The organism is Planctomonas psychrotolerans, assembly GCF_008642235.1.
Classification (GTDB): Bacteria; Actinomycetota; Actinomycetes; order Actinomycetales; family Microbacteriaceae; genus Planctomonas; species Planctomonas psychrotolerans.
In genome coordinates this window covers 37,630-56,216 of sequence record NZ_SJEV01000002.1, presented here as the reverse complement: position 1 = coordinate 56,216, position 18,587 = coordinate 37,630, and the positions used below count along the sequence as shown (strand labels likewise).

The following is an 18,587-nucleotide window of genomic DNA, read 5'->3' as shown; positions in this document are numbered from 1 at the left end:
GCGACCCCCCTTCCTCGTCCTCATTCTGCCGGTCGTTCGATGCCGACCCTATTCGGTGCTGCGGAGGCGGTGCAGTTCCGCCCGACGCGCACGCTGCTCCACGGGATCCGGAACGGGCAGGGATGCCAGCAGTCTGCGGGTGTACGGGTGTCGGGGGGCGCCGAGCACGTCCGCGCCGGCACCCACCTCGATGAGCTGGCCCTTCAGCAGCACCGCGATGCGGTCGGCCAGCATGTCGACGACGGCGAGGTCGTGACTGATGAACAGCGCGGCGAATCCGAACTGCTGCTGCAGTTCGCGGAAGAGCTCGAGCACCCGCGCCTGCACCGACACGTCGAGCGCGGATGTGGGCTCATCGGCGATGAGCAACGTCGGCTCCAGGGCGAGTGCGCGGGCGAGGCTCGCTCGTTGCCGCTGGCCGCCGCTCAGTTCGTGCGGGAAGCGGCTGCCGAAGGCCTTCGGCAGGTGCACCGCCTCGAGCAGTTCGTCCACGCGGGACCGCGCCGCGCCGGCATCCTTCGCCCTGCCGTGCACGACGAGCGGTTCGGCCACACACTCGGCGATCGTCAGCCGCGGGTTGAAGCTCGTCGCGGGGTCCTGGAAGACGAAGCCGATCTCGCTCCGCACCGGACGGAAGTCGGACTCCCGGATGCCGAGCATCTCGTGGCCGAGCACGGAGAGCGATCCGCCGGTGACGGGCGTGAGGCCCGCGATCGCCCGTCCGATGGTCGTCTTGCCCGACCCGGACTCTCCGACGAGGCCGAGCACCTCGCCCGGCGCCACGGTGAACGTCACGCCCTGCACGGCGCGGAACGCCGGAACGCCGAGCCGTCCGGGGTATTCGATCTGCAGGTCCCGCGCCTCGACGACCGGTGTCCCCAGCTCGGAGTGCGGCGCGGGAGCCGGGCCGCGGTCCGCACCGTTCCCGAGCCTCGGCACCGAGCCGAGCAGGGTGCGGGTGTACTCCTCGCGGGGGGACGAGAACAGCGTCTCGACGTCGGCCTGTTCGACGAGCTTGCTCTGGTACATCACGACCACGCGGTCGGCGAGATCGGCGACGACGCCCATGTTGTGGGTGATCAGCACGATGGCCGTGCCGAACTCGTCCCGGCAGCGCCGGAGCAGATCGAGGATCTCGGCTTGCACCGTCACATCGAGCGCGGTGGTCGGTTCGTCGGCCACGATGAGGCCCGGGTTCAGCACCAGCGCCATCGCGATGACCACCCGCTGCTTCTGGCCGCCGGAGAACTGGTGCGGGTAGTAGTCGACCCGCTTCTCCGGGTCGGGGATACCGACCCGGCGCAGGATGTCGACGGCCATGTTCTTCGCCTGGCGGCGTCCGATCCTGCCGTGCGCCCGGATGCCCTCGGCGATCTGCCAGCCGACCGTGTAGACGGGATTCAGCGCTGTCGACGGCTCCTGGAAGACCATCGCGACGTCGCGGCCGCGCACCTCGCGGAGGCGCTCGCCGGTGAGCTGCACGACGTCGTGGGTGTCCTGGCCCTCGCGGTTGCTGAGCAGCACGGCGCCGGACGTGAGCGCGGTGTCGGGCAGGAGTCCGAGGATGGTTTTCGCGGTGACCGACTTGCCCGATCCGCTCTCGCCGACGATGGCGAGGATCTCGCCCGGCGCCACGGTGAGGTTCATGCCGTCGACGGCGGTGACCCGCCCGGCGTCGGTGGCGAACTCGACGCCGAGATTCCGGATGTCCACGACGGTGCTCATGCGGACACGTCCTTCTTCTTCTTCAGGCGCTTGCGTGCGCGCAGACGGGGGTCCGAGATGTCGTTCACGCTCTCCCCGACGAGGGTGAGCCCGAGCACGAACAGCACGATGGCGACGCCTGGGAAGACGCCCGTCCACCAGATACCGCTCGCGGTGTCGGCGAGCGCGCGGTTGAGGTCGTAACCCCATTCCGCGGCGGACGTCGGGGCGATGCCGAAGCCGAGGAACCCGAGTCCCGCGAGCGTGAGAATGGCCTCGGAGGCGTTGAGCGTGACGATGAGCGGCAGCGTGCGCGTGGCGTTCCGCAGCACGTGCAGGAACATGATGCGTCGGGTGCTCGCGCCGATCACCTTCGCCGATTCGACGAATGCCTCCGCCTTCAGTCGCACGACCTCGGACCGCACCACCCGGAAGTACTGCGGGATGAAGATGACGGTGATGGAGATCGCCGCGGAGAGGATGCCGCCGATCAGGCTGGACTGACCACCCGTGATGACGATGGACATCACGATGGCGAGCAGGAGGGTCGGGAACGGGTAGATCGCATCGGCGATGACGACGAGGATGCGGTCGAGCCAGCCGCCGAGGTACCCCGACACGAGTCCGAGGATCACACCGAGGAAGATCGACAGCACCACCGCGATGACGACGACCGCGAGAGCCGTCTGGGTGCCCCAGATCACCCGGGAGAAGACGTCGTAGCCGCCGACGGTGGTGCCCCAGATGTTCTCCGCGGACGGCGGCTCCTGCCGGCCGAACGCGACGCCGTCCACCCGGGACTGCGCGAAGCCGTAGGGAGCGATGAGCGGGGCGAGCAGTGCGCACAGCACGAACATGCCGGTGAGCACCACCCCGGCGATGAGCATGCCACGCTGCAGTCCGACGCTCTGCCGGAGTTGGGCCACGACGGGAAGCCGGCTGAACAGGGAGGGCTTTCGCGGCGTCTGCTGTTCGGCGGTGGCCGAGCGGAACACCATCTCAGTACCTCACCCTCGGGTCGATGAGTGCCGCGATGACGTCCACGGCGAAGTTCGTCAGCGCCACGATCACGGCGAGCAGTGCGACGATCCCCTGCACGGCGACGAAGTCCCTCGAGGCGAGGTACTGCGCCAGCTGGAAGCCGAGTCCGCGCCACCCGAAGGTGGTCTCGGTGAGCACTGCGCCACCCAGGAGCAGGGCGATCTGCAATCCCATGACGGTGATGATGGGGATCAGGGCGGGCTTGTAGGCGTGCTTGGTGACGAGCCGGAACTCGCTCACACCGCGGGAGCGTGCGGCGCTCACGTAGTCGTTCGACAGCGTGGAGATGACGTTGGTGCGCACCAGACGCAGGAACACTCCGGCGGTGAGGAGACCGAGCGCGAGGGACGGCAGCACCGCGTGCTCGAGCACGTCGCCGATCGCCACCGGGCTGCCCAGGCGGATGGCGTCGATCAGATAGATGCCGGTGGGATTGTCGATGCGGCCGAGGGCGAGCGCCACGCGCGTGTCCGCACGGCCCCCGAGCGGCAGTATGCCGAGCCACACGCTGAAGACCAGCTTCAGCAGCAGACCGGCGAAGAAGACCGGCGTCGCGTAGGCGAGGATCGCGAGGATGCGCAGCAGCGCATCCGGGGCGCGATCCTTCCGGTACGCCGCGACGAGACCGAGCGGGATGCCGATCGCGAACGCGACGATGAGCGAGTAGAGAACGAGTTCCAGCGTGGCGCTGCCGTACTGCAGCAGAACGTCGGTGATCTCCCGGTTGTCGGTGAGCGTGCGGCCGAAGTTGCCGGTGAAGACCTGCCCGAGGTACTCGAGGTACTGCACGTAGATGGGCCGGTCGTACCCGGCCTCCGCGAGCCGTTCCTGCAGCTGTTCCGCGGTGAGCCGATCACCGACGCCCGCCGAGATGGGGTCGCCCACCACCCGCATCAGGAAGAAGACGAGCGTCACGAGGATGAACACGGTGGGAACGATGAGGATCGCCCGAATGACGATGTACTGGCCGAGCCCGATGCCCTGGGTGCGCTTCTTCGGCGCGGGCGCTGTCGAGACGGGCGAGGGACCGGAAACCGGGTCCCCGGGCGGAACGGTGGTCACATCCAACTCTTTCTGCCGGAATGCGGCCGGTGGGTCGCATCGTGCGATGCGGCCCACCGGCCGGGGCACCGGATTCCGAGGAACCCGGATTCGTGCGGACTAGTTCGTCGAGAGCGGTGCGTAACGGAACTTGAAGGACGCGTCGAGCGTCACGCCCTCGACGTCCACGCCAGACACGGCAACCTGCGCGCCCTGCAGCAGCGGCACGGTGGACAGGTCCTCCGCCACCAGGTTCTGGATCTCGCCGAGGATCTCGGCACGGGCGGCGGGGTCCTCCTCCGACAGCTGCTCCGCGAGCAGCTGGTTGACCTCGGGGTCGCTGTAGTGGTTGCCGAGGAACCCGCCGTCGAGGAAGAACGGGGTGAGGTAGTTGTCGGCGTCCGAGTAGTCCGGGAACCAGCCGAGCTGGTACGACGGGTAGCTGTCGTTGCGGCGCTCGCTGCTGTAGACGTCCCACAGGGTCGACTCGAGGTTGACCGTGAACAGACCGGACTCCTCGAGCTGCTCCTTGATCAGCGCGTACTCGTCGCCGGAGGACGCCCCGTAGTGGTCCGGGCTGAACTGCAGGTCGAGCGTCACCGGGGTCTGCACACCGGCGTCGGCGAGCACCTGTGCGGCGTTCTCCGCGTCGGGGCCGCCCTGGCCGTCGCCGTACAGGCCCTGCAGGGCCTCGTTGGCACCGGTGAGTCCTTCGGGCACGTAGGAGTAGAGCGGCGTGTAGGTGCCGTTGTAGACGTCCTCCGCGAGTGCGTCCCGGTCGATGAGGTTGGCCACGGCCTGACGCACGGCCAGTGCCTTCGCCTCGTCGGCCTCGGCGGTGGTCGCTCCGAACGGCTGCGTGTTGAAGTTGAAGACGATGTACCGGATCTCGCCGCCGGGACCCTCGTGCACCACCACGTTGTCGTCCTCCTTGAGGTCGGCGATGGCGGTCGGGCTGAGTGAACGCGTGGCCACGTCGATCTCGCCCTCCTGCACGGCGAGCTGCATGCTGGTCTCGTCGGCGAAGTACTGGGCGGTGACGCCGTCGTTCTCCGGCGCGGGAAGCGTGCCCCCGTAGCTCTCGTTGGGCTCGTACCGGATGATCTCGTTCGCGGTGTAGTCGGTGATGACGTACTGCCCGGCGAAGGCGTTCCCGTCCACGATCGTCTCGGGGTCGGTCAGGGCGTCGGCGGAGAACACCTCCTCGTCGACGATGGGCCCGGCGGGGCTCGACAGCACCTGTTCGAACGTCTGGTCGTTCGGGGACTTCAGGGTGAATACGACGGTCTGGTCATCGGGCGCCTCGACGCCGACCACGTTGGCGAGCAACGAGCTCGGACCGTTCGGGTCGGCGATCGACAGCACGCGGTCGAAGGAGAACTTGACGTCGCTCGCCGTGAGTTCGTTGCCGTTGGCGAACTGGAGACCCTCCTTGAGGGTGATCTCGAACTCGGTGGGCGAGGTGAACTCGCCGGACTCCGCGATGTCGGGCTCCACGTCGGGCGACCCGTACGGGCTGTTGTAGAGGAAGGGGAAGACCTGGTTCTGCACCGCGAACGATCCGGCGTCGTAGGATCCGGCGGGGTCGAGGGAGGTGATGGTGTCGGTGGTGCCGACGATGAGGCTGCCGCCCTCGGCGAGGGGGTCGGTACTCTCCCCATCGTCGCTGGCGCAGCCGGCGAGCACGAGAGCCGCGGCGGAGATGCCGGCTGTCGCGACGAGCACGCGCCGGCGGCGCGAAAAGCTGGAAGTCATGAGCGTCTACCTCTTTCAGGGGTGCGAGGGATTTCTTCGGGGGTGCGAGTGTGCGGGCGGGACGCGCCCGGAGCATTGCTGTGGCTCATTACTAACACAGGTCGAGAAAGGCCCCGGGCATTGACCCGGAATCGTCATCAGGCGCTCAGAGTGGTCGGGGTCCTCCTCGGCGGGTCAATCGCCGCGGAGGGCGCGCCGTTCCGTCTCGACCGACATCAACTCCCGGGAGACCTCCCGGTAGCGGTCGGGGTCGGACCGGGCGTCGGTGCGCTGCAGTCGGCCCAGCAGTTCCGACTTGCGGGCGAGGAGGTCGCGGTCGATGAGGGACACCGTGATGCCCCGCACGTAGGCGGCGAGTTTCTCCTCCGCACCCCGGTTGGGGATCGGTGCCACTCCGAGCTGCTTCACCAGGGTGGCGAACGGCTCAGGCACCTCGAGGGCCACGCGGGAGAGCCACTCCGCGCCGCTGGCGGAGTCGATGCTGCCGACGATCCCGTCCCGCACGACCGCGAGCGACGGGTTGGAGAAGCGAACCTGGGATGCCCGGGTGAGGAGATCCGCGCCGATGATGTCGGGGTACTGCAGCATCGCCATGAGCGCGTCCCGTTCGAGACGGGTCGCGATATCGGTGGGGAGCTGCATCAGCGACATGTCGGGCGCGGCGAATCCGCTGTCGAGGTCGTCGGCGGGTGCGTAGTCGTCGCCGCCGCGGTGATCCGGACCGCTCGGGCCCCCTGCACCGCCCTGGTACCCCGCGCCACCGGAGCCGTGCCCGGTGCGTCCCGCGCTGCCCGTGTTCCCGGTGCCGCGTCGGCCCGCGGCGGTGACGGCGCGGCCCACCTCGGTGAGGTCCATGCCGAGCCAGCCGGCCAGTTCGCGCGCGTAGCCCGGTCGAAGAGCGGGGTCGCGGATCTCGGCGACCACGGGTGCGGCGGCGCGGAGGGCGCTCACGCGGCCCTCCACGGTCTCCAGGTTGTGCGCGGCAAGCAGTTGCTTGATGACGAACTCGAACATCGGCTTCTTGGTACTGATCAGGCGTCGCACCGCGTCGTCGCCCCGGCGGAGACGCAGATCGCAGGGGTCGAGTCCCTCCGGGGCCACGGCGACGTAAGTCTGCGCCGCGAAGCGCTGCTCCTCGGTGAACGCCCGCATGGCGGCCTTCTGGCCGGCGGCATCCGGGTCGAAGGTGAAGATCACCTCGCCGAGTCCGCTGTCGTCGCCGAGCACGCGCCGGAGCACCTTGATGTGGTCGACGCCGAACGAGGTGCCGGAGGTGGCGATGGCGGTGGTCACCCCGGCGAGGTGGCACGCCATCACGTCGGTGTAGCCCTCGACCACCACGACCTGGCGGCTGCGCCCGATGTCCCGCTTGGCGAGGTCGAGGCCGTAGAGCACCTGCGACTTGTGGTAGATCGGGGTCTCGGGAGTGTTGAGGTACTTCGGGCCCTTGTCGTCGTCGAAGAGTTTGCGGGCACCGAACCCGACGGTGGCGCCCGTGAGATCGCGGATCGGCCAGACGAGCCGGCCGCGGAACCTGTCGTACACGCCCCGGTCACCGGAGCTCACCAGGCCGGCGGCGACGAGTTCGGCTTCGGTGAAGCCCTTGCCGCGGAGGTGCCTGGTCAGCGCGTCCCAGCTCTTCGGGGCGAATCCGACGCCGAAGCGCGCGGCGGCGCCCGCGTCGAAACCACGTTCACCGAGGAAGGTGCGGCCCACTTCTGCTTCGGCGCTCCCGAGCTGCTGGATGAAGTACTCGGCGGCCGCGGCGTTCGCACCGAGCAGGCGCGCGCGGTTGCCCTGATCGGTGGCCTCGGCGCCGCCCTCGTAATGCAGCTGGTAGCCGATACGCGCGGCCATGCGCTCGACGGCATCCGCAAAGGTGACGTGGTCCATCTTCTGCAGGAAGGTGTACAGGTCGCCCCCCTCCCCGCACCCGAAGCAGTGGTAGAAGCCGACCTGCGGGCGCACGTGGAAGCTGGGGCTCCGCTCGTCGTGGAAGGGGCACAACCCCTTCATCGAGCCGACCCCGGCGCTCTTCAGCGTGACGTACTCGCCGACCACGTCGGCGAGGTTCACCCGGGCCCGCACCTCGTCGATGTCGCTCTTGCGAATGAGGCCCGCCATGAGTCGATTCTACGTTCGCGCCGCCCGACCCCCGACCGCGTCGGTGCTCTGTGTGAACGACGCGGCTGCGGAGGGGCGGGCGTGCGGGACGGCTCGCTACAGCGGGGTGCCGGGGACGAGGCGCTCGTACCAGAGCAGGGCGGACTGGTCGGTCAGGCTGGCCACCTGGTCCACTACGACCCGTTTCCGCGCGGCGTCATCCGCTGCGGCGTGCCAATCGGCGGTGAATCCCGGATCGAGTTCGTCGGGGCCTCGGTAGTAGAGCATCCCGGCCAACGCGGTGAGGATCTCGCGCTGCTGCAGGTAGATCGGCTGCCGAGTCGTCTTCGACATGACGAAGGCGGCCACGATGCCCTTCAACACGGCGATCTCCGCCTGAACCTCGCGCGGAACGATCACCTCCGCCCCGAATCTGCGGAGGTCGTCGCCGGGGTACGCGTCACGGGTGGCTCGCGTGGCGGCGCCGGCGAATCGGCCGATCAACTGACTCGTGAGGTTCTTCAGCATCGCCTGATCGTGCCGTCCGCCATCCCACCGGTCTATCCACACGTCGAGGGAATCGAGCCGGTCGAACGCCGCGATGAGTTCGTCATGCGAGATCTCGCCGCCCACCCAGGTGTGCATGGCGCTCACGAGTTCGTCATGGTCCACGCGAGCGCTGAGCGAGCGGACGTCGATGTAGCCGCCGAACACGGCGTCCTCGAAGTCGTGCACCGAGTAGGCGATGTCGTCGGACAGGTCCATCACCTGGGCTTCGACGCAGCGTCGACGGTCGGGGGCACCCGACCGCACCCACTCGAAGGCGGCACGGTCGTCGTCGTAGAAGCCGAACTTCTGCCGGCCGCTGGGGTCGGGCACGCCCGTGCGTGCGGGCCATGGGTACTTGCAGCTCGCATCGAGGCTCGCCCGGGTGAGATTCAGCCCGTACACGCTGCCGTCGGGACCGAACACCTTCGGTTCGAGCCGGGTCAGCAGGCGGAGGGTCTGGGCGTTGCCCTCGAAGCCGCCGATACCCGACGCCCACTCGTTCAGCGCCCGTTCCCCGTTGTGGCCGAACGGCGGATGCCCGAGGTCGTGAGCGAGGCACGCGGTGTCCACGACATCCGGATCGAGCCCGAGACTCGTCGCGAGTTCGCGGCCCACCTGAGCCACTTCGAGGGAATGCGTCAGTCGGTTACGCGCGAAGTCGAGCCCCGCCGAGGGGCTGAGCACCTGCGTCTTCGCGGCCAGTCGGCGGAGCGCGCTCGAGTGCAGCAGGCGCGCGCGGTCGCGGGCGAAGTCGCTGCGGCGGGAGCTGTGCACCTCGGGGAGCCAGCGCTCCCGATCCGCACCGGTGTACCCGCCGCTATCCCCCACTGTGGCTCAGCTCGGCCATCGCCAGCTCTCCGCGCGAGTGCTCGCCGAGCTCGCGGGACTCCAGCCAGCGGTCGGGCAGGGCGGGTCGCTTGGGCGAGCCGGCACGGCCGCGGGCGCCCTCGGCGTCCTCGCCGGGGTAGGGCAGGTCGGGGTCGAGGGTTCCGAGCAGGTCGTCGAGCAACTGGAGGCTGGTCACGGTGGCAAGGCTCGCGCGCAGGTCGCCGCCCACCGGGTACCCCTTGAAGTACCAGGCGACGTGCTTGCGGATGTCGCGGCAGCCCCGGTCCTCGTCCCCGAAGAACTCGACCAGCAGTTCCGCGTGCCGGCGGAAGGTGGCGGCCACCTGGCCGAGGTCGGGGCGATAGGTGTCGACGGTCGTTCCCGTTCCGCCGGCGGCGAGATCCCGGAATGCCGCCGCCAGGTCGCCGAAGAGCCAGGGACGCCCGAGGCACCCGCGTCCGACGACGACTCCGTCGCATCCGGTGGTTTCGACCATGCGGATGGCGTCGGCGGCCGACCAGATGTCGCCGTTGCCGAGCACCGGCACGCCGGTCACGGTCTGCTTGAGCTTCTCGATGGCGGACCAGTCGGCGGTTCCGGAGTAGAACTCGGCGGCCGTGCGGGCGTGCAGGGCGATCGACGCGACGCCCGCCCCCTCGGCGGCCTTACCGGCTTCCAGGTAGGTGAGGTGGTCGCTGTCGATGCCCTTGCGCATCTTCACGGTAAGCGGCACGTCACCGGCCGCGGACACCGCGCGCTCGACGATCTCGCGGAAAAGCCCGAGCTTCCAGGGCAGGGCGGCCCCGCCGCCCTTGCGGGTGACCTTGGGCACCGGGCAGCCGAAGTTGAGGTCGATGTGGTCGGCGCGGTCTTCGGCGACGAGCATCGTCACCGCCTCGGACACCGTCTTCGGGTCGACACCGTAGAGCTGGATCGAGCGCGGCGTCTCGGATGGGTGGTGGGTGATGAGCCGCATGGACTCCGGCGTCCGCTCGACGAGTGCGCGACTCGTGATCATCTCGCTCACGTACAGGCCGGCGCCGAATTCGCGGCACAACCGGCGGAACGCGGTGTTCGTGATGCCGGCCATCGGCGCCAGCACGACCGGCACATCGAGGGCGAGCGGGCCGATCGACAGGCTGGGGGCGGGAGCGTATAGCGTTGACACCGCTTCATTCTCCCAGAGACCGGCAGCCGCATCGAACGAGGAGGCCCGCCATCGCGCCCGACCACGACTCGACCTCCGCGGATACGCCCGACGGGGATTCCTCGGCGCCCGGCCTCGGCCGGGTGCGGGAAGATGCCGCGGCGCGCGGGCTCGCGATCGAGGTGGTGCACCGCCCGGCCGCCGACAGCCTCGGCGCGGCGGCGGCCCTCCTCGGGATCACGCCCGCCGACGTGGTGAAGTCGCTCGTGGTGCGTCGGCACGACGGGCAGTACCTTTTCGCGCTGGTGCCGGGCGATCGCCAACTGTCGTGGCCGAAGCTCCGAGCCGTGGTCGGAGTGAACAAGCTTCGTCTGCCGGAGGCGTCCCTCGCGCTCGAGGCGACCGGCTACGAGCGGGGCACGATCACCCCGCTCGGCAGCTCGACGGCCTGGCCGGTGTTCGCCGACGGATCGATGGTCGGGAGCCGCATCGCCATGGGTGCGGGTGCGCACGGGTACAGCCTGTTCGTGCAGGCCGACGACCTGCTGGTCTCCCTCGACGCGACGATCGCCGACATCAGCGACCCCGGTTGAACGACTACACCGGCTGGGACTCGGGCGCGGCGACGTGCTCCTCCCGCGCCACGTCGTCCCGCGAGTCCGTGTCGAGGGCGACCGTGCCGGACTGCGCTGGGCGTCCGAGGGCGCGGTACTCCCATCCGGCGGCGCGGTAAGCATCGGCGTCCAAGGCGTGCCGGCCGTCGACGATGCGGCGGCTCCGCACCAGCGCGGCGAGGTCCGACGGGTCGGCGTCACGGAACTCCTGCCACTCGGTGAGGAGCGCGACCACGTCGGCATCCGCCACCACCTCGGCAAGCGAATCGACGTAGTTCAGGTCGGGGTAGAGCCGGTGCGCGTTCGTGTTCGCCTCCGGGTCGTACACCGTGACGGTCGCGCCCTCCAGGTAGAGCATGCGTGCCACGTCGAGGGCGGGGGCGTCGCGGATGTCGTCGGAGTTCGGCTTGAATGCCGCGCCGAGTGCGGCGACCCGCACGCCGTCGAGCGACCCGCCCGCGAGATCGCGGATGATGTCCACCGTACGGACGCGCCGACGGTTGTTGATGTCGTCGACCTCGCCGAGGAAGGCGACGGCGGACCCGACACCCAGCTCCTCCGCGCGGTACTTGAACGCGCGGATGTCCTTCGGCAGGCAGCCGCCGCCGAAGCCGAGGCCGGGCTTCAGGAACCGTGCCCCGATGCGGTCGTCGAGCCCGAGCGCCGTGGCGAGGAGGTTCACGTCGGCTCCCGTCGCCTCGCACACCTCGGCCATGGCGTTGATGTAGGAGATCTTGGTGGCGAGGAACGAGTTGGCGGCGACCTTGACGAGTTCCGCCGTGGCCAGATCCGCGATGACGACGGGGGTGCCCTCCTCGAGGATCGGCCGGAACGCCGTGCGGAGCTCCCGCTCCGCCCACTCCGAGGCCACCCCGAACACGAGGCGGTCGGGGTGCAGCGTGTCCTGCACCGCGAAGCCCTCGCGCAGGAACTCCGGGTTCCAGGCGACTTCGAGTTCGGCTCCGATGGGTGAGGCCTGCTGCACCAGCGCGGTGAGGCGGGCGGCGGTGCCGATCGGCACGGTCGACTTGCCGACGAGAAGCGCCTTGCGGGTGATCCGGCTGGCGAGGGCGACGAACGCGGAGTCGACATAGGTCAGGTCGGCCGCGGGCGAGTCCTTGGCCTGCGGGGTCCCGACGCAGACGAAGTGCACGTCGCCGAACTCGGCGGCCTCGTCGAAGCTGGTGGTGAAGCGGAGCCGTCCGGTGTCGAGCGCCTCGGCGAGCTTCTCGGGCAGCCCGGGCTCGTAGAACGGCACGCGCCCGGCGCGGAGCGCCTCGACCTTGCCCGGGTCGACGTCGAGGCCGAGCACCTCGTAGCCGAGGGTGGCCATGCAGATCGCGTGGGTGGCGCCGAGGTAGCCGGTGCCGATGACGGTGATCCTCGGTAGGGGCGTCGTTCGAGGGGACGAGGAAGCGGCAGGGGCGGTGGGTGTGTGGGACATGGGTCCTCCTGGGATGGGAATGGGGTGAAGGAGTTCGGGTGGGAACGCACGGGTGGGAACGCGCGGGTGGAGACAAGCGCGGGTGGAGAGAGGAAGGTGGACAAGAGGGGGTCGGGGCGGTCTAGCGGCGGGTGCACTCCACGTTGGCGACGCCCTCGGCTGCGGCGGTGGCGGTGTTGTCGCACTCCACCACGTTGTCGAGCACGGGCGTGAGCGAGTACCCGAATCCGGGTCCGTTCACCTCGGCGGTATTGGAGCGGAAGACGTTGTCGGTGCCCCATCCGCTTCGGATTTCGTGCGTCTGGAATCCGTCGAGCGGTGAGTTCGTGCCGACGTTGTCCTCGATGAGGTAGCCGTTGCCCTTGATGTCGACCCAGGAGTCGGCGCCGGTGATGGCCGACCCCTCGAAGGTGTTGCCGCGCACGACGCCGCCGGTGGTGCCCTCCTTCACGTCGACGCTCTCGGATGTGGTGTCGAAGATCTCGTTGTCGCTCACCACGTTCCGGTCGCTGGTGTCCGGCTCGCAGTCGCTGATGTCGCACCAGTTGCTTTCGGCGGTTCCGATGTAGACGCCCTCACCGAACTTGGGCTTCCGCAGCCCCGTTTCGGAGATGGTGTTGCCGGTCACGAGGTTGTCGCTGCTGAAGGCGCGGAGGTGGATCGCCTCGTCACCGATCGTGTGCACGGTCAGTTCCCGCAGAACGGAGCCCACGGTGCCGTCGGCCATCACGCCCTTCTGGCCGTTGGTCACCGTGAAGCCCACCAGGTTCCAGTATTCGGCTCCGTCGAGGTGGAAGACGTAGCCGTCTTCCGGGTCGTCGCCATCGAGCACCGCGTCCGTCGAGCCGCACAGGAAGATCGGCTCGGCGGCGGTGCCGGAGGTGGCCGCGACGAAGTTGCCGACGTACCGTCCCGGGTCGAGACCGATGACGTCGCCCGGGTTCACCTCGGTGAGGGCATCCTCCAGCTCGTCGGCGGTGGCTACCTCCACGGTCGGTTCCGGGCACTCCGCACTCACGGCGGCGGTACCCGTGCCCGGGGACGGCTCACCGCTGTCCGTCGGTTCCGGTTCGGGAGCCGGTGCGGGACCGGGCGGGGTTTCCGACGAGGTGCCGCCGGATCCCTGCGCCGCCGGACCGGCCGCTCCGGCGATCGTGGCCCAGAGCACGCCCACGGCGAGAGCACCGGCGACGAAGGACGCGAGGATGACGACCCAGAACCGTCTCAGGGGCACGTTCATACGGTCCGTCCGGTTTCGTCGCTGCCGTGAGGGCGGGAGTCGGGGAACATCTGGGTGAGGCGGTGCCGTCCCGCACCGGCCTCCTCGGGCAGCACCACTCCCTTGCTGAAGGACGCGAGCGGGGCGAGATTGGCGTAGGGGTGCACGATACCGCTCCTCTTCCGTCGCACGCTGGTGATCGCCGAGACCACCACCAGCAGTCCGAGACTCAGCCACATGACCGTGAGGGGCTGGAAGATGCTGCGCAGCACCACGTCGAGCGGCTTGGTGCTGCGCCAGCCCGTGAGATCGTTCGTGCGCACCACGGCCGTGTCGGCGGCCCGCTTGACGTCGATGGCGCTCGGTCCGCTTCCCGATGCGGTGTTGCCCTGCACGGTGGAGGTGGCCGCGGTGCCGATGAGGGTGATGGCGTGGTTGGTGACGTCTTCGACCTCGTTGCGCGCGATGACGCCGTAGGCGTCGCGCAGGTAGATCCCGATGTCCCCGCCCACGACGGTGTTGCCCTGCACGGTGGCGTCGGTGACGTCCTCCCGCAACGCCACTCCCTGCAGGTCCGAGTCCTCGACGAGGTTGTCGGTGATCGTCACCGAGTCCACGCCGTCGCTGACGACGATGCCGATCTCGTTGTTCCGCACCGCGTTGTTGTCGACGATCAGGTTCGTGCCGCCGGCGATCTCGATGCCGTACCGGCCGTTGTCCGTGGCCGTGGAGTTGGTCACCTCGTTGTTGCCGTACACGCCGATCGGCAGCCCGGTGGGGCTGGGTCCCTCGGTGAGCGGGCGACCGTCGATGGAGATCCCGTTGCGTCCGTTGTCCGTCGCCGTGACCCGTTCGAGCGTGACGCCCGAGGTGGCTCGCGCGAGGCTGATGCCGTCGACCGCGTTGTTCCGGGCGGTCACGCGCGACACCCGGCTGTTGGTGACGTTCCGGTGGAAGGTCATCCCGTCGACAAGGCTGTTCTCCACCACCGCGTCGCGCACGTCGACGTTGTCGGCGCTCGTGACGAACAGGCCGAAGGCGTTGTCGGAGAACCTGGCGTTGGCGATCGTCGCGGACACGTAGCTGTAACCGGTGAGGTCCGGTTCCAGCGCCAGGGTCGACGGCTCGCCCTCGACGGGTTCGGCGGGGATCAGTTCCGTGCCGTAGACGGTCGGCTTCAGGGCGTCGCCCGCCGCGGCTTCGGCGGCTTCCTCCTGGTCCTTCGGGAGCTCGGCCGGCAACTCGGTGCCGGTGAGCGAGACACCACCGGTCATGCCCGACCAGAATCCGAGGTCGTGGAACTCCGCGTAGGAGAAAGCGGCGTGGCCGCCGACGACCCGGACGTAGGAGCGCCCGTCGGAGGTGTCCCTGTCCGGTTCCCCCGAGTGGATGTCCCAGCTGGTCACCTCGACCGGCTCCTCCGCCGTACCGGCGAGCACCAGCGACCCGCCCATCGTGACGATGGACACGAAGTAGTCCTCGTTGCTCGCCAGCCGCAGCTCGAGGCCGTCGTCGTCGCGCAGGTTGAGGGTGGCACCCTCCTCCACGACGATGTTCTCGGTGAGCAGATACGAGCCGTCGGGTTGACGCACCAGCGACCGCGGTGACAGCGCGAGCAGGTTGTCGAAGCTGTACTCCGCATCGCGTTCCGTGAGCACGAGCGTGTACGTGTTGCCGGTGACGAGCCGGTACGGCTTGTACTGGCTGGCACCGGTCCACTTGGCGGCGTTGGCCACGGCCCGTACGTCGATGATGCGGCGATCCTCCGCGGCGACCATGAGAGCTTCGGCGCTCGGGTCGCCCGTGTACCGCTCCCCGGTGATCGAGGCGTCGGAGGCGCGGGGCGCGGACGCGTCGGGTTTTTCGGCCGCGGTCGCCGAGCCGACGGGGACAGCGACGAGCGCGGGTACGAGCAAGGCCGACGCGATGCCGGTGACGAGAGCGCGCATCAGGCGGCGACCTCGGTCACGAGAGTGCGGGCGTTCTGGCCGTCGCCACCGACGGTGTCCGCGTGCCGGGTGAGCCAGCCCTGCTTGTTCATCGTGGCGAAGGCGTACACCTTGATGGGCAGGGAGATGAAGATGACCGTCAGGGCGAGAAGGGGCAGCAGCACGATGTCGCCGGGGTGCCGGACGAGGTGCGAGATGCCCCGGATGCCGCGGCCGAGCAGCAGCCACCCCACGGTCGCGGCGATGCCCAGTGTGCTGAGCTCCAGTCGGCTGAACAGCAGGTAGAAGATCGTCAGACCCATGGTCACCGGGGTGAGCAGGATTTGCAGCACGGTGATCTTCGTGACGAACGGCGTGCGCCACAACCACCCCTTGGCGATGGCGGTGAGGTAGCAGCGGTAGGAGTTCCTGCTCCATCGCACCCGCTGCTTGACGAAGGCGCGGAAGGTCGACGGGAACATCGAGATGGCCAGTGCCGAGGACTGGTGCACGGTGCGGTAGCCGGAGGCGAGAACGAGCCAGGTCAGCCGACCGTCGTCGCCCGAGACGCACCGACGCCCCAGGAAGAACTCGTTCTCGAGGTTCTCCAGCACCGGCAGCACGGCCGAGCGGCGGTAGACGGCGGTACGGCCGGACAGGCACGGCACCGCACCCGCCTTCCCCATCGCCGGCACGTAGTCGTAGTAGCGGAGGTTGACGAGCCAGTCGGCGATCCGCCGCCACACGCTCGTCTCCCGCTGGTACACGTTCTGCTGCGTGCCCACACCACCGACCATCGGATCGGCGAACGGCTTCTGCACGTTCTCGAGCAGCCCCGGCTTCCAGGAGGTATCGGAGTCGGTGAGCACGAGTAACTCCGACGTGGCCATGCGGATGCCGACCCCCAGCGCGGAGCGCTTGCCGGCGTGGTGGAAGAGCACGGGGGTGACCCTGCGGTCGCCGAGCGCGCTGATGCGCTCGTACGCCTCGGTGTCCCCCACGTCGAGCACGACGATGATCTCGGTCGGGTTGTGCGAGCGCCAGCTGTCGAGGCAACGCAGAAGGATGTCCGGATCCTCGCGGTAGGAGGGCACGATCACCGAGGTCGTGGTGCGGAAGTCGCTCTCGATCGGCGTCGCACGCCGTGACAGGATGACGCGGTAGAGCCAGAGGGCCCACACCACGGTGCCGGCGATGGCGATGGGGAAGAACGGAGCGAGCGCGGCGAAGAAGTCGCCGATGCTGGACCAGCTGAACTGAATGGAGGAGGGGTCGACGAACGTCGGGATGGGCGCCATGGAATCGGGGGTTTCCTTGTCTCGGCGAGGCGGGCGGGTAGCCGAATGAGGCGCGCCGGGGCGCGCTCACGATCACGAGGATCAGGGGCCAGCCAGGAAGTTCGCGTCAGATTCGGGTGTGACGCGGCTTCCGGCCCCTAGGGTCGAGGAAACATTACCGAGCGCCATCTCGGCGAAAAGTGGTTCGCGGCGACATTCACCCCTCGTTCACCGACTCTTCGCCCCGCCGCCCCCCGCAGTAGGAGAACGGGGGCGCGACGCGCCCCCGTTCCTGGCGGGCTCAGGCGAGCAGTTGCCCCGCGAGGTGCCCCTTCAGCCGGTCGAGCGACACGCGCTCCTGTCCCATGGAGTCGCGCTCGCGCACCGTGACGGCGCGGTCGTCGAGGGAGTCGAAGTCGATGGTCACGCAGAACGGCGTGCCGATCTCGTCCTGACGGCGGTACCGGCGGCCGATGGCGCCCGCGTCGTCGAACTCGATGTTCCAGTTCTTGCGCAGGTCGGCGGCCACCTCCCGGGCGAGCGGCGACAGCCGCTCGTTGCGGGAGAGCGGCAGCACGGCCGCCTTGATCGGGGACAGCCGACGGTCGAGGCGCAGCACCGTGCGCTTGTCGACGCCGCCCTTGGCGTTCGGCGCCTCGTCCTCGGAGTACGCGTCGACGAGGAACGCCATCAGCGACCGCGTGAGGCCGGCTGCGGGCTCGATCACGTACGGCGTCCACCGCTCGTTCTTGGTCTGGTCGAAGTACGACAGGTCGGTGCCGGACGCCGCGGAGTGCGTCTTGAGGTCGAAGTCGGTGCGGTTCGCGATGCCTTCGAGCTCGCCCCATTCACTGCCCTGGAAACCGAAGCGGTACTCGATGTCGACCGTGCGTGTGGAGTAGTGCGACAGCTTCTCGGCCGGGTGCTCGAACATCCGCAGGTTCTCGGGGTCGATGCCGAGGTCGGTGTACCAGGCGAATCGCTGATCGATCCAGTACTGGTGCCATTCGGCATCCGTGCCCGGTTCGACGAAGAACTCCATTTCCATCTGCTCGAACTCGCGCGTGCGGAAGATGAAGTTTCCCGGTGTGATCTCGTTGCGGAAGCTCTTGCCGATCTGGCCGATGCCGAACGGCGGCTTCATGCGAGCGGCCCCGAGCACGTTCGCGAAGTTGACGAAGATCCCCTGTGCGGTTTCGGGACGCAGGTAGGCCATGCCCTGCTCGTTGTCGACCGGGCCGAGGAAGGTCTTCAGCAGTCCGGAGAAGTTCTGCGGTTCGGTCCAGTTGCCGGGCTGACCGGTGTCGGGGTCGCGGATGTCGGCGAGGCCGTTCGCCGGCGGGTGGCCGTGCTTCTCCTCATAGGCCTCGAGGAGGTGGTCGGCCCGGTACCGCTTGTGGGTGTGCAGCGATTCGACCAGCGGGTCGCTGAAGACCTCGACGTGACCGGACGCCTCCCACACCTGGCGCGGCAGGATGACGGACGAGTCGAGTCCCACCACGTCGTCCCGTCCGCTGACCATCGACTGCCACCACTGGCGCTTGATGTTCTCCTTGAGCTCGACGCCGAGCGGCCCGTAGTCCCACGCGGACCGCGATCCGCCGTAGATCTCACCCGCCTGGAAGACGAATCCGCGCCGCTTGGCGAGGTTGATGACGGGGTCGAGGCGGGATGCGTTAGCCACGGATATAGAGCTCCTGGTTGTTTCTCCCGGGCTGGGTGCCGGGGCGGAAAAGTCTCGGCCAAGTCTAGAGGGGGCGCTCAGGGACCGTGGACGGGAACGTCCCTTCGACAGGCTCAGAGACCGTGCGTCCATTCGACAGGCTCAGAGACCGTGCGTCCCTTCGACAGGCTCAGGGACCGTGCGTCCCTTCGACAGGCTCAGGGACCGTGCGTCCCTTCGACGAGCTCGGGTACCGTGGGCGGCCGCAGGCCGC

At 68.9% G+C, this 18,587-nt stretch carries 13 protein-coding genes; 1 reads left to right on the top strand and 12 read right to left on the bottom strand.

Features of this window, described 5'->3' with window-relative positions; all coding sequences use genetic code 11:
* Positions 1–48 precede the first annotated feature (48 nt).
* From EY822_RS13530 to dusB, 7 genes are all read right to left on the bottom strand, one after another.
* A complete protein-coding gene (locus EY822_RS13530) occupies positions 49–1,725 on the bottom strand; it encodes a dipeptide ABC transporter ATP-binding protein (protein ID WP_150308999.1) in 1,677 nt (558 codons plus the stop codon).
* A complete protein-coding gene (locus EY822_RS13525; protein WP_150308998.1) occupies positions 1,722–2,702 on the bottom strand; it encodes an ABC transporter permease in 981 nt (326 codons plus the stop codon). Before EY822_RS13525 ends, EY822_RS13530 begins: the two co-directional genes overlap by 4 nt.
* Before the next feature lies 1 nt (position 2,703).
* Positions 2,704–3,723, bottom strand: a complete 1,020-nt coding sequence (locus EY822_RS13520; protein WP_227497387.1) for an ABC transporter permease — start codon at positions 3,721–3,723, stop codon at positions 2,704–2,706.
* Positions 3,724–3,906: 183 nt separating this feature from the next.
* On the bottom strand, positions 3,907–5,541 hold the full coding sequence (locus tag EY822_RS13515) for an ABC transporter substrate-binding protein (RefSeq protein WP_150308996.1): 1,635 nt from the start codon (positions 5,539–5,541) through the stop codon (positions 3,907–3,909).
* Between the two features lie 174 nt (positions 5,542–5,715).
* Positions 5,716–7,665, bottom strand: coding sequence for a DNA primase (dnaG, locus tag EY822_RS13510; RefSeq protein ID WP_150308995.1), 1,950 nt, complete (start codon positions 7,663–7,665; stop codon positions 5,716–5,718).
* 96 nt (positions 7,666–7,761) lie between these two features.
* Positions 7,762–9,021: a deoxyguanosinetriphosphate triphosphohydrolase gene (locus EY822_RS13505; RefSeq protein ID WP_150308994.1), complete on the bottom strand. Its 1,260-nt coding sequence runs from the start codon at positions 9,019–9,021 to the stop codon at positions 7,762–7,764.
* Complete coding sequence (dusB, locus tag EY822_RS13500; protein WP_150308993.1) at positions 9,011–10,189, bottom strand: tRNA dihydrouridine synthase DusB; 1,179 nt, start codon at positions 10,187–10,189, stop codon at positions 9,011–9,013. Before dusB ends, EY822_RS13505 begins: the two co-directional genes overlap by 11 nt.
* Before the next feature lie 122 nt (positions 10,190–10,311).
* Here dusB and EY822_RS13495 point away from each other — a divergent pair, with 122 nt between their 5' ends.
* Entirely contained in the window at positions 10,312–10,761 is a 450-nt protein-coding gene (locus EY822_RS13495; RefSeq protein WP_150308992.1) for an aminoacyl-tRNA deacylase, read from the top strand.
* A 4-nt stretch (positions 10,762–10,765) separates the two neighbouring features.
* Here EY822_RS13495 and EY822_RS13490 read toward each other — a convergent pair whose 3' ends face one another.
* The 5 genes from EY822_RS13490 to EY822_RS13470 form a co-directional block, all read right to left on the bottom strand.
* Complete coding sequence (locus EY822_RS13490) at positions 10,766–12,226, bottom strand: UDP-glucose dehydrogenase family protein (RefSeq protein WP_150308991.1); 1,461 nt, start codon at positions 12,224–12,226, stop codon at positions 10,766–10,768.
* A gap of 121 nt (positions 12,227–12,347) precedes the next feature.
* Positions 12,348–13,460: a right-handed parallel beta-helix repeat-containing protein gene (locus EY822_RS13485; RefSeq protein WP_227497343.1), complete on the bottom strand. Its 1,113-nt coding sequence runs from the start codon at positions 13,458–13,460 to the stop codon at positions 12,348–12,350.
* A 2-nt stretch (positions 13,461–13,462) separates the two neighbouring features.
* Positions 13,463–15,394 (bottom strand): right-handed parallel beta-helix repeat-containing protein, encoded by a 1,932-nt coding sequence (locus tag EY822_RS13480; protein ID WP_150308989.1) that lies wholly within the window; start codon positions 15,392–15,394, stop codon positions 13,463–13,465.
* Positions 15,394–16,671, bottom strand: a complete 1,278-nt coding sequence (locus EY822_RS13475; RefSeq protein ID WP_150308988.1) for a glycosyltransferase — start codon at positions 16,669–16,671, stop codon at positions 15,394–15,396. The genes EY822_RS13480 and EY822_RS13475 overlap by 1 nt, the downstream gene beginning before the upstream one ends.
* 280 nt (positions 16,672–16,951) lie before the next feature.
* Complete coding sequence (locus tag EY822_RS13470; protein WP_150308987.1) at positions 16,952–18,334, bottom strand: glycine--tRNA ligase; 1,383 nt, start codon at positions 18,332–18,334, stop codon at positions 16,952–16,954.
* Positions 18,335–18,587: the final 253 nt, after the last annotated feature.

Bases quoted from the DNA above. Each gene is read 5' to 3' on its own strand.
- dnaG (WP_150308995.1), bottom strand. From the start codon at position 7,665: ATGGCGGGCCTCATTCGCAAGAGCGACATCGACGAGGTGCGGGCCCGG.
- EY822_RS13525 (WP_150308998.1), bottom strand. From the start codon at position 2,702: ATGGTGTTCCGCTCGGCCACCGCCGAACAGCAGACGCCGCGAAAGCCC.
- EY822_RS13475 (WP_150308988.1), bottom strand. From the start codon at position 16,671: ATGGCGCCCATCCCGACGTTCGTCGACCCCTCCTCCATTCAGTTCAGC.
- EY822_RS13480 (WP_150308989.1), bottom strand. From the start codon at position 15,394: ATGCGCGCTCTCGTCACCGGCATCGCGTCGGCCTTGCTCGTACCCGCG.
- EY822_RS13530 (WP_150308999.1), bottom strand. From the start codon at position 1,725: ATGAGCACCGTCGTGGACATCCGGAATCTCGGCGTCGAGTTCGCCACC.
- EY822_RS13490 (WP_150308991.1), bottom strand. From the start codon at position 12,226: ATGTCCCACACACCCACCGCCCCTGCCGCTTCCTCGTCCCCTCGAACG.
- EY822_RS13515 (WP_150308996.1), bottom strand. From the start codon at position 5,541: ATGACTTCCAGCTTTTCGCGCCGCCGGCGCGTGCTCGTCGCGACAGCC.